Genomic DNA, 11,432 nt, shown 5'->3' on the forward strand with positions numbered 1-11,432 from the left:
AAATCCTGAAAGTAAGAGGGCTTTGTAATCAACTCGTTCGCGCCAGCCTGTAAGACTGCTTTCCTTTCAAGTTCGTGGTGATAGTCTAGACTGCGGAACGATCGCTAAATCGGCAACCCAAACTCGTAGCGCTTAATGAACAGACTAATGACCACATCATGCAACCATTCTGACTACCGGCAGAAATCGGTTTGCAGAATAAAGCACAGGCGCGACCTGATTCTAATATCAAGCCGCGCCTGTTAGAAGCTGGGTTAAATTGTCGAAAGTAGCTTACCCGCCAATGCCCAAACGACCTGCAAGGCTCGGAGTCAGCGGCAACAGAATCGTCACCATCAAAAACAACACCAAAAGCCCGATCGCAGCTCGCGCATCATCCGGCTCACTCAATTCATTCAGGCTCGGACGTTCGGGATTGCGTTGCAGCACCACAATCACGATCGCCCAATACAGCGCCAACGGATTCACTAGCGAAGCCAAACCGAGAATGACGATCGTCGCTACCGTAGCCCAGCTTGCAGTCTTACGTCCGTAAATCGCCTGTACAACTCGCCCGCCGTCAAGCTGTCCCGCAGGCATCACATTAATCGCCGTCACCACCAAACCAATCCAACCAAGAACCACCAGCGGATTGACTTCGACGATCGATTGCTGAATTGCAGCACCCATAATCACCCGCGCTAGAGTCCCCACCAGAATTGAGCCTTCAAAAAACTGGCTTGGAACTTTGAACCCGCTGCCTTCATGCGACAGCAGCAATCCTGCAATTAGCATCCCAAACGCCACTAATCCGCCTGCGATCGGCCCTGCCACCGCAATATCAAACAGTGCCGTCCGGTTCGGCAATAGCGAAGCAAATCGCGTGATTGCGCCAAACGAGCCGATCTGCCAAGTCGGAATGAAAAACGGCAAATTTAACCGAACCTGATATCGCTTTGCCGCAATCCAATGACCCAACTCATGCGCCAGCAAAACGCCCAAAATGCCTAAACTAAACGGCAACACTTCCAGATACCGCTCCGGAGAACTATAGAAATCAAATCCGAGTAAGATTCCTCCAGTTTCCAAACTCGCCGCGATCGTCGCTACAAACAACACGATCGCCAACAGAGTTTGTGTAACTGTGAGCGGTTTTGGATCATTTTTGCTCGGCAGCGCGATGACGACGGGCTTCTCATCCTCGTTGGCAATGAGAAAGAGCCGATAGCGATCGCCCAACTGTCCTGTTAACTTTTCAGTCAGCTTTGCCAGCGTCGCTTCTGGCTCACCCCGCAGATTGCCGCGAAAAATTACGCCATCTTGATACGGAATGGTTTCCGTCAAGAAAAACGTATCGATGCCAAAAATGCTTTTAATCGTTTGCAGATCGGCTTCGGGAATCGAAACTGCCTCAACCGGGGGAATGACTGAACTCGGTGAAGTTGGCGTGGCTTCGGTTGCCCCCTCAACATTGGATAAAGCAGACTCGGTCACGCTTGCGTTTGCCGAAGGCGGCGCCACTTTTGCCGCCGCCCGTTTTGCTAATAACTCTTGTCCTTCGGTACGAAGCTGTCGTCCAATCCAGATATAAATTCCCGTTGACACAACAAACAGCAGGAGCATTCCCGCCAGATTGAGATAAATTCCGGCAGCAAATAAGCCAAAGAACAAAATCCACGGAGCCATCAGCACTACCGACTGTAACCAAGCCAGAATACCGATTTTTCCGTAGGGACGAGCGCGGTTAAACCCCCACGCCAAAATCCCCAAGGCGACAACAATTGTGAGCGCAGTAAACATTTCAACTCCCAAACGATCGTGCTAAACCTTTGCACAAACCCAAACGTCCTACAAGATCTACTCTATTAGATCTCGCGGCATCGAAGATTCTCGGATTTTCTCTAGCCCAAACAAGAACCCCTACCTCACTCAATCAGAACTGATCTGAATTAAAGAAAACAATCATAAAAAATCGTATCGGATCGCGTAATAATCTGCTTTCAAATGGAAAAATGCGATAAAACCTAAAAATAGTCTTGTATTTTCTCGGTCTTTCACCAACCTCAAGATATAGCCGCCTACAGTCTTCTATAGCGTGAACTTCTGGCGCGGTCGAAGCCAAACTGACTGGGCTTGAGATTGAGATTCCCACTGAGATTTCCTCGGAAACAGGCTTTTTATAAACTCACCCTTACCCTTTAATTTCTAATGCAACTTGTACCCCGTCCACAACGTCGGGCAGCTTCCCTTATTGATCAAGCTGCCTACGAACCGCATTTTCCCGATCAATCAGCGACCTTGCGAGAAGCCACGGTCGATCGCGTCGCGATTTTCATTGATGGCTCGAACTTGTTTTACGCCGCGATGCAACTTGGCTTGGAGATTGATTACTCCAAACTTTTAGGATATTTGGTAGGGGGGCGGCGACTCTTACGAGCGTATTTCTATACAGGTGTTGATCCACATAACGAGAAACAACAAGGCTTTCTGCTTTGGATGCGTCGTCACGGCTATCGAGTGGTCACGAAAGAATTGATACACAACGCAGATGGGACGAGACACGCAAATTTAGATGTAGAGATTGCAGTCGATATGCTAGAACTAGCACGATACTGCAACACAATGATCCTGCTTAGCGGAGATGGTGATCTGACTTATGCCGTGAATACGGTTGCCTATCGAGGAGTACAGGTTGAAGTCGTCAGTTTGCAGACCATGACAAGCGATAGTTTGGTGAATGTCGTCGATCGCTACACAGATTTGGCAAAAATCAAGAGCCTGATTCAACGCGATGAGCTTGAGAGCCGCGCCCACTCTATTCCCTAAGAGAGACTTGATACAGAAAAGGGTGTTACATTGCAACACCCCCGATTACTGACCCATATTGTTCCTTTATACTGTATGAGAAGCCGAAGCACCCTGCATTAGTCCAAAGGGAGATTACCTCAGTCAAGTTCTTAAATATTGTTAAGAAGAGTTTCTACAGAATAGGAGCTCCTTTCTATATGTTCAGAAGGTGTTGCGTAAGTAGAAATGAAGCGATCGTTTCGACTGTCTAAAACAATCCTGTTTTTCATTGCTGTTTCAATCATTGCAGCGATCGTTATGACAATCTCGCCTCAGTTACAGCAACCCATCAATATCGTTCAACCCATCAATATCGTTCAACCCATCAATCAGCTTTATATCTTCGGAGATAGTCTCTCCGATGTTGGCAATGTGTTTCGTGCAACAGGCGGACAGGTACCAGCCGCGCCTTATTTCCAGGGGCGACACTCAAACGGTCGGGTCTGGGTAGAGGAGCTAGCAGCGAAGTTGAACTTACCGAACGATCGCGTAGAGAATTTCGCTTGGGGAGGTGCGACAACAGGCATCAACGGTCTCAACCGTGTTCCGGGTGTTCTGGCGCAAGTTGAAACCTTTGTGCACTCCCAGCCGGAGATCGATCCACAAGCGCTCTTTGTGATTTGGGCAGGTTCAAACGATTACCTTTTCAGCACCGAAACGCCAATAACTTCGATCAAAAACCTCGACCGATCGCTGCAATCTCTCTTACAAATTGGTGCAAAACGGCTTTTAGTGGCAAACTTACCGGATCTAGGGAAACTTCCTGCAACTCGCACAACTGAGACTTCAGCCAAATTAACCGACTTCGCCATCACGTACAATCAAGACCTAAAAACGACGCTTGATCGCTTACAAAAGCCTGACTTAACGATCGCAGAACTCGATGTGTTTAACATCTACCAAACCGCCATCACAGACCCGCAGCAGTTCGGATTTACGAATGTTACATCGGCTTGCCTCGGCTCTTCTGCAAACTGCGATCGCTTTTTATTCTGGGATGGCATTCATCCCACAACTGCCGCTCATAAGGTACTAGGGAATCTAGCGTTTGAACAGGTACAGGACGCGATCGGACTACGCTAAATCAAAATCCGATCGCGCCAAAATTTTTAGCTTGAATGATGCTGATCGAGCCACTGAATCATCGCTGCGTTCACCACTTCCGGGCGTTCGTCGTGTGGGCAATGTCCAGTATCGGGAATCGAGACGAACTCGATCGGATGCGTTTCTACCAGCGATTGATAAACTTTAGAACCTGCGATCGGTGTCCAAGGATCAGCTTCTCCCCAAATCACCAAAAGCGGCACTTGAATCTTGGGAAGCAGGTCTGTCGGTTTTGGTCCCGGCGGAGCCATCAGCACCGAAGCAAAAACTTGCTGTGCGCCCGGATGACAAGAAGGCTCATGCAGTAAATCCACCAGTTCGTCGGTAATCGCTTCGCGATCTCGATAGACCTGTCTCAAACTGTTCCGAATCCGGTGTTTTTGCCGCACCTGATTAAACATCCACTGCCCAAACCACTTAGAGGCAACCAGCTTCGAGAATGTACCCATCACCAATCGCAAGGGAGGATTCAGTTCCTCTGGACGGTGATTCAATCCACCTGCCGGATTAAGTAAAATTCCACCTGCTGCAATTTCTGGATGATGCGCCAATACCATCAAGCACAGCAAGCCCCCGATCGAATTACCGACAAAGACCGCAGGCTGCTGAATATTCGCCGCCCAAAAATCCCGCAGCAATTCGACCCAAAGATCGACTGTGTAATCTAAAGCAGGTTTTGCTGAACCTCCAAAACCAAGCAGATCGATCGCAAAGACCTGATAACCTGCTTGTGCCAGAACGGGAATATTTTTCCGCCAGTGACCGATCGATGCCCCAAATCCATGCACTAGAACTAGAGGCTGACCTGCGCCCATCACCGTATACTCAATCGAGTGCCCTTGCCAATCCCAAGTCAGCTTTTCCAGCGTTGGGAGTGCTCTTGCTTCAATCGTCGCCATTTTTTGTAAAGACTTCTTAATTTACTCCCATCATAGTACGAGTTACTGATGAAGTTCTAGAGCGCGACTGTTCGGAAGCTACGACTTTTTCTTCGGTTCGGGTTCTGCCGCTTGCAGGGCGCGATCGAGAACGGTACGCGCTTCTTCGGCTTGCGATCGCGCTTCTCGGTATCTCAGATTCGTTTGTGCATAGCTTTTTAGCACTTTGAAGCCTTCCTTGAGTCCGTTAATTTCTTCTTCCGTCACAGGCTCATCATTAAATAGAATATCAATTTGCTTGCGGACTTGTAGGGCTTCCGATCGAGATTCCTGCGCCTTCAGTTTCAGTGTCGCGAGGCTGCTGAGAGTTTGCACAGCCTGGTTAATCGCTTCTTCATCACTTGCAGGCTGGCTTCCCGGATCTTTGACTTCAATGAAGTTTTGCGGACCAAAACCATCAGCTAAATCGGTTGGTAATTTGCCTTCATCCATCAACTCCATCAGTTGATCCATTGCCTTCTCACGGGCTTTAGGCGAGTCTTTGCCAGAAACCGTGAGAATAATTTCGGGGCTTTGAGCGAGGGTATATTGAACCATTGAGTGTGGCTGTGAACTGACAATAAGAATATTCATACTAATCTTATCTCTGATGACCCAAATTTGACTGACTCAGTTTTGGGCAACTATTCCTTGAGACGCTTGTTTACGTATTGTGCTTGCCTAGTGAATCGCGCTTGGTTGGCAATTTTCTAATTTTTTTGTTGGCTAATGTTGACAAACTCAATTTAGTCTGCGATATTAATAAAGTACCAAATGCGGGTATAGCTCAGTGGTAGAGCGTCACCTTGCCAAGGTGAATGTCGCGCGTTCGAATCGCGTTACCCGCTTCTCAATAAAAATCCCTTATAGTTCTCGCAGCCAGTAGTTGTCATAAAGCTACACGGCCAAGTCCTAGCTTAGATGTTACTTCAACGAGAGATTTTTCACAGAATCTTTTGTAGCGTAACCTGAGTTCGGGATAAGGAATGAGACAAGAAAGGGGCAAACCTGATCGGCTGAAAATACCAAAACTTTAAGCCCAGTTTGCCCTCATGCTTAGTCTAGAAGAACTCTTCTGCTCCATGGATGATTTCTGCCAAACCTTTGAACCGCAATGGAGACAGCGACTTTTAGGATTCGGGCTGCACAGTCGCAACCGTCCTCGCAGTTTGCGCTTGAGCGAGATATGACGATAAAGAACATTTCTTAAATCGAGCATTCACGCCATCGTTCTCCGGTCAATTGCTTTGCCAATATTCTCGGCGGATTGATTGCCTATTACCATCAACTCAAAAAGTCATCCATTGCGCTCGACCACAATTTGCTACTCCCGGCTTAACCCGAACTTAGGTTAACTTAGGAGGTCTGAGCTTAAGTTACACAAGATTCAACTCAGCGAGAAGTTGATGGTAGCAGATGAAAAGGTTTAATTCTCCGGATTTCGCTTCGGCAAACTGTTGACAGAGGTTGACCGTATTCATTAACGGCATCCATTGCTCTCCTGCACCGACGACTCGTTCAACCTCGATCGTTTTGCTTTGTCCCACACATTCTCGGAGGGACGCTTACTGGGTGCCATACCATTTGTTTTAGCGGTTAAATAAACCACATCATTCCAACCAGGATCGCAATCTGGACGTTGAGCAACAAAAATGGGAGTCATTGCAGTGACATTGCCCCGCGCCAGTTCCATGTCCCTCATTGCACTCGGCGCAATTCCCCACATTGATAGTCCCCGCTTTGCACCCATTGATGAAATGCTCGCAAGTTTGTCTTTGATCGCGTTGCAGACCTGAATCGCTTTCTCAGAATTCAGCATCAACGCAGATCGCATCACGCTATTCAGTTCATCTACAATAGTTAGCAGCTTGGGTCGATCAACACTGGGCGGAAGGGCTATGCTTTGATCTGGTGTATGAGAAATAAGGAGAAAAAGGCGTATCCTGCTGAAAGACTAAAAAAGGTCAGCCGAAGAATACACCGTGGATAATGATAACTTGATTGAACTCAAAACACTAGCGACAACAGAAACATTCACAGATGTACTCACAAAATTAGTGCGACAAGGCGTTTCTACCGGAGATTTTGGTGAAGCTTTAACCTCGTTACTAGGAGCGAATGCTGCTGGATTGTCATCGAGTACGATTAGCCGATTGAAAGCCAAATGGATTGAGGAGCATGAACAATGGTAACATCGCAGTCTGAAAGGAAAACGGTATGTTGATGTCTGGGCAGATGACATCTACTTCAACAGCCATGCTGAAGATGACTACTCCTGTATGCTCGTCATCATCGGCGTGAGCGACACGGGACATAAAGAATTATTAGGGCTAGAACTCGGTTTTCGAGAGTCGGAACTGAACTGGAAGAGTTTACTCTTGCGTCTGAAAGATCAAGGCTTGAAAGACGCACCAGAGTTAGCAATCGGGAATGGGGCATTGGGATTTTGGCAGGTGCTGCGTCAAGTGTTTCCCACCCCACAGGTGCAGCGCTGTTGGGTGCATAAAACTGTCACTGTCCTCAACACTTTGCCCAGTTCACAACAACCACAAGCGAAAAAAGCGCTCAGAGATATCTATTTGGCTGCCACCGAAGCTAACGCAGAAACGGCGTTTGGGCGCTTCATCACAACCTACGAAACCAAGTACCCGAAGACCGTGGAATGTTTGAGTAAAGACCGTGCCGCGTTGTTAGCGCTCTACAACTTCCCAGCCGAACGCTGGATACACAGTTGTTGAGCTTCAAACTGTTTAAATTAGTACATAAACTGTAGCGCAAAAATTGTTTGACGATCGCGTGGTTAATTTTGTATCTGCGAGGGGATTCGAGCCTACTTTAGGCTTCGATCGCTGCGTATTGCTGAATGATGCAAGCTTCCTGCCGCTGTTAGTCGACTTCCTGCATTAGTTTCGACTTAACATCGAAGACGGATTGTGCTCTCGCTGCAGTAGTTATTAGAGCAGTCTAACTGTTTCTATAGACAGAGGCTCTTATGTAAAAAATTCGCAACCTTTAACTATGAATCTAGTGAAACTTGCAAATCGTTAGAGTACTAAGTGACTTCTCAAAGGGTTGCTTGCCGCTCGATCTCCCAACTTAACTTTTTATTTTATTCATTAATTTGGAGATCCAATGGTCATTGTTAAAACATCTGCTTTATTCTCAGCCTTACTGATTGCCGTTAACCTATCAAGTTGTTCTTCGTCTCAACCCAATAACAATGCACAACCTAATAGCCCTGCACAAGAACCCACAAATCTTGTAGCATCGCCCACTCCTACAGCTCAAGATGATATTAGTGCAGTTGCACCCGTAGCAGAACGAGTTGGGCCTGCGGTGGTACGAATCAATACATCGCGCACAGTGCGAGAGTCGATCGATAATTTTGGTTTAGATGAGTTCTTGGGCAGAAGAGTTCCTCAACAGCAGCAAGTACAGCGAGGAACCGGGTCAGGCTTTATTACGACTGCCGATGGACAAGTAATTACCAATGCTCATGTGGTTGAGGGTGCAGATGCGGTCACTGTGATTTTAAGAGATGGACAAACTTATCCATGGCGCGTCATTGGCGCTGACACGATCAGCGATCTTGCTGTCATTAAAATTGATGGAAACAATCTACCGACAATCCCATTAGGAGATTCAGATACTTTAGTGCCAGGACAGATTGCCATTGCGATCGGGAATCCACTTGGACTGAGCAATACGGTAACTCAAGGAATTATCAGTGCCACCGGTCGTTCGGTTGCGGAAATCGGTATTCCAGATAAACGGGTGAGTTTCTTGCAAACCGATGCTGCAATTAATCCAGGAAACTCTGGTGGGCCGTTGCTGAATGCAGCCGGACAAGTCGTTGGAGTGAATACAGCCATTATCCAGGGGGCACAAGGGATCGGATTTGCCATTCCGATTAATACAGTGAAAACAATCTCCCAACAATTGGTGGCGAAAGGGCGAGTTGAGTATCCCTACATTGGAATTCAGATGACGACCCTTACACCACAGTTACGATCGCAAATCAATCAAAGTAATCCTGGCTTTTAAGTGATCCAAGATCAAGGCATTCTGGTGCTGAATGTCTTGCCCAACTCTCCGGCTGCTCGTGCGGGGCTGCGTGCTGGAGATGTGCTTGTCAGTGTGAATGGCAATCAAATTGAAAACGCAAATCAGATTCAACAGCAAGTGGATGCAATCGGGATCAATAATACAATGCAAGTTACAGTCAACAGAAACTTACAGTCAACAGAAACGGTAATACGCAACAAGTCGCAATTCGTCCAGAAGCATTACCGACTCAACAAGCCCGTCAACGTTAGATGGTTTACAAGTTACACAATACTTTCACCGACTGGAGACCACGAAAATGAAGGGATTAGCTGGAAAAACTGCGCTGATTACAGGAGCAAGCTCGGGAATTGGGCAAGCGATCGCGATTCGGCTGGCTCAAGAAGGTTGCAATGTTGCAATCAACTACCGAAAAAGCGTTGAAGATGCCGAAGAAACCGAAGAAATGGCAATGCAAACAGCCTGTGGGCAAGTTGAAGACTGTGGCGTGAAATTGCTATTGGTTCAAGGTGATGTTTCTCAAGAGCAAGACATTCTTGAGATGATGAGTGCGGTGATTGATAAATTTGGTAGCTTTGACATTTTGATCAACAATGCGGGAATTCAGACAGAATGCGCTTCTCATGAAATTCCGATTGAAGAGTTCGACCGAGTGTTGTCTACCAATCTTCGCGGTGCTTTCCTCTGTGCGCGTGAAGCAATTAAGCATTTTCTGTCTCAAAACCGTTCTGGCAGCATTATTAATGTGTCTAGTGTTCACGAACAAATTCCCCGACCGTCGTACCTTACGTATTCGATCAGCAAAGGTGGAATGGGCAATCTGACAAAGACACTGGCGCTAGAGTATGCCGATCGCGAAATTCGGGTCAACGCAATTGCACCCGGAGCAACGATTACGCCAATTAACGAAGCTTGGACGAATGATCCTGAACAAAAAGCGATCGTCTCTAGCCATATTCCAATGGGTCGCCCTGGAACCGTGGCGGAAATGGCAGCAGCAGTAGCATTTCTCGCATCTGATGAAGCTGCATACATCACCGGACAAACACTCTTTATTGATGGTGGACTCACCCTATACGCTGACTTCCGTGAAGCTTGGTCAGCCTAAATCTTGAGGAGGCAAACGAATGACTGCTGAGGAACAGCGTTTAGAAGAAGCCCGAACTCGCAAAGTGCAGTGGCGCAATTTTATTCTGTTTTCCGAGTATTCTAACGGTGACAATGGTGCAGGACTGGGAGCCCATCATCAAACCGGTTGGACTGGGTTAGTTGCGACTTTAATTTCTAGCTGAATCATTCCATCTATGAACACTGCACAAAGCTTACCGAAAAATATCCTCACTGTCCGAGCGCGGCTCGGAGAAGCTCCTTGCTGGGTCGAAGCAGAGCAATTGCTGTACTGGGTTGATATCTACAATCATCGCGTTCATCAGTTCAATCCAGCGACAGGATTTCATCGCTTCTTTGAGGTCGGTGATGTAGTGGGCTGTATTGCGCCTGCCGGATGCGATCGGTTGATTATGGGTCAACGCAATCAACTCGCATTTTTAGACACCCAGAGTGGCGAAGTAATCCCGATTCTGACGATCGAGAACACTCCTCCTGGTAGCCGCTGCAATGATGGCAAATGCGACGCAGCAGGGCGCTTTTGGTTCGGCTTAACCGGCAATCAAAAGCCAGTCGGTTGTCTCTATTGCTACGATTTCGATGGTACTTTGCAGATTCTAGAAACGGGACTAACAATTCCGAATGGATTAGGCTGGAGTCCTGATCAGCATACTTTTTACCTGACAGATTCTTTCCTCAGAACAATCTATGCCTATGATTTTGATCTCGAAAGGGGTCGCATTGATAACCGCCGTGTCTGGGTGAATTTATCGGCTGAAATCTTTGAACCAGATGGATTAACCATTGATCAAGACGGCTGCATCTGGTCAGCAATGTGGAACGGCTGGTGCATAATTCGCTTTGATCCCGATGGCAAAGAAATGATGCGCGTAAAACTGCCCGTTCAGCGCCCCACCGCCTGTACGTTTGGTGGAGTCGATCGAACGACACTTTACATCACAACCGCATCCGTCGGATTAAGCGAGGCAGAAATCGAAGACAGCTTTTACTCAGGTGATTTATTTAGTTTGCCAACTCACAGCGTTGGCTTACCGACTTACTGCCTCCGGCAGTAACGAGCAACTTCTAAACTTTTCAACATTATCGGATTGGAGGAACCCATTCGTGGTTGGCTTTTTGATTTCTGTTGTTTACTAATCATCTCAAAGGGCACCGTCAGCTTAACCGGGCATCATCAGAGTGAAGCACGATAATTCTTGAATCTTCAACGTTGCTCAAGCAAATCTGAATGAGAGCTTTACAAATCTGCACTGCGCCATCATTTTCACAGCTTGACTGATGCATATTTGCACAACTTCGGCACCTAATTCTCACCTTTCTTCGGCAGGTGATTCTCACTCAACTTCGGCAGGTCTAACGATAGCGTAACGGAACCGAATGAAAATTGCAAGC

At 47.3% G+C, this 11,432-nt stretch carries 10 protein-coding genes, 1 tRNA gene and 4 pseudogenes; 11 read left to right on the forward strand and 4 right to left on the reverse strand.

The features are described 5' to 3' along the window. Positions 1 to 273: 273 nt before the first annotated feature. Positions 274 to 1,779, reverse strand: coding sequence for a site-2 protease family protein (locus NC980_RS23035; protein ID WP_190375662.1), 1,506 nt, complete (start codon positions 1,777 to 1,779; stop codon positions 274 to 276). Between the two features lie 408 nt (positions 1,780 to 2,187). On the opposite strand from NC980_RS23035, the gene NC980_RS23040 reads away from it, so the two are divergent. Further along, on the forward strand, positions 2,188 to 2,805 hold the full coding sequence (locus NC980_RS23040; protein WP_190375663.1) for an NYN domain-containing protein: 618 nt from the start codon (positions 2,188 to 2,190) through the stop codon (positions 2,803 to 2,805). Between the two features lie 207 nt (positions 2,806 to 3,012). After that, positions 3,013 to 3,909, forward strand: coding sequence for an SGNH/GDSL hydrolase family protein (locus NC980_RS23045; protein ID WP_190375664.1), 897 nt, complete (start codon positions 3,013 to 3,015; stop codon positions 3,907 to 3,909). 26 nt (positions 3,910 to 3,935) lie between these two features. Here NC980_RS23045 and NC980_RS23050 read toward each other — a convergent pair whose 3' ends face one another. Beyond that, complete coding sequence (locus NC980_RS23050; RefSeq protein WP_190375665.1) at positions 3,936 to 4,829, reverse strand: alpha/beta fold hydrolase; 894 nt, start codon at positions 4,827 to 4,829, stop codon at positions 3,936 to 3,938. A gap of 78 nt (positions 4,830 to 4,907) precedes the next feature. Beyond that, positions 4,908 to 5,405 carry a hypothetical protein gene (locus tag NC980_RS23055; protein ID WP_190375671.1) on the reverse strand — a complete coding sequence of 166 codons (498 nt, stop codon included), beginning with the start codon at positions 5,403 to 5,405 and terminating at the stop codon, positions 4,908 to 4,910. Between the two features lie 218 nt (positions 5,406 to 5,623). Here NC980_RS23055 and NC980_RS23060 point away from each other — a divergent pair. The 3 genes and pseudogenes from NC980_RS23060 to NC980_RS23070 form a co-directional block, all read left to right on the forward strand. Next, positions 5,624 to 5,695: transfer RNA gene (locus NC980_RS23060), tRNA-Gly, on the forward strand. A gap of 204 nt (positions 5,696 to 5,899) precedes the next feature. Then, a pseudogene (locus tag NC980_RS23065) lies at positions 5,900 to 6,034 on the forward strand (IS982 family transposase); the annotation flags it as partial. Between the two features lie 5 nt (positions 6,035 to 6,039). After that, positions 6,040 to 6,186: pseudogene (locus NC980_RS23070) on the forward strand (IS982 family transposase); the annotation flags it as partial. Between the two features lie 141 nt (positions 6,187 to 6,327). On the opposite strand, the gene NC980_RS23075 reads toward NC980_RS23070, so the two are convergent. After that, positions 6,328 to 6,684, reverse strand: coding sequence for a hypothetical protein (locus NC980_RS23075; protein WP_348254076.1), 357 nt, complete (start codon positions 6,682 to 6,684; stop codon positions 6,328 to 6,330). A gap of 190 nt (positions 6,685 to 6,874) precedes the next feature. On the opposite strand from NC980_RS23075, the pseudogene NC980_RS23080 reads away from it, so the two are divergent. The 6 genes and pseudogenes from NC980_RS23080 to NC980_RS23105 all read left to right on the forward strand — a co-directional run. After that, positions 6,875 to 7,576: pseudogene (locus tag NC980_RS23080) on the forward strand (IS256 family transposase); the annotation flags it as partial. Positions 7,577 to 7,979: 403 nt separating this feature from the next. Then, positions 7,980 to 8,891 carry a trypsin-like peptidase domain-containing protein gene (locus tag NC980_RS23085; RefSeq protein ID WP_242026561.1) on the forward strand — a complete coding sequence of 304 codons (912 nt, stop codon included), beginning with the start codon at positions 7,980 to 7,982 and terminating at the stop codon, positions 8,889 to 8,891. A gap of 24 nt (positions 8,892 to 8,915) precedes the next feature. Beyond that, positions 8,916 to 9,023: pseudogene (locus NC980_RS23090) on the forward strand (PDZ domain-containing protein); the annotation flags it as partial. 187 nt (positions 9,024 to 9,210) lie between these two features. Next, positions 9,211 to 10,020, forward strand: coding sequence for a glucose 1-dehydrogenase (locus tag NC980_RS23095; protein WP_190375667.1), 810 nt, complete (start codon positions 9,211 to 9,213; stop codon positions 10,018 to 10,020). A 19-nt stretch (positions 10,021 to 10,039) separates the two neighbouring features. Continuing rightward, on the forward strand, positions 10,040 to 10,204 hold the full coding sequence (locus tag NC980_RS23100) for a hypothetical protein (RefSeq protein ID WP_190375668.1): 165 nt from the start codon (positions 10,040 to 10,042) through the stop codon (positions 10,202 to 10,204). Between the two features lie 12 nt (positions 10,205 to 10,216). After that, positions 10,217 to 11,095, forward strand: a complete 879-nt coding sequence (locus tag NC980_RS23105; protein WP_190375669.1) for an SMP-30/gluconolactonase/LRE family protein — start codon at positions 10,217 to 10,219, stop codon at positions 11,093 to 11,095. Positions 11,096 to 11,432 lie beyond the last annotated feature (337 nt).

This window comes from Leptolyngbya sp. AS-A5 (genome assembly GCF_039962495.1).
Classification (GTDB): domain Bacteria; phylum Cyanobacteriota; class Cyanobacteriia; order Leptolyngbyales; family Leptolyngbyaceae; genus Leptolyngbya.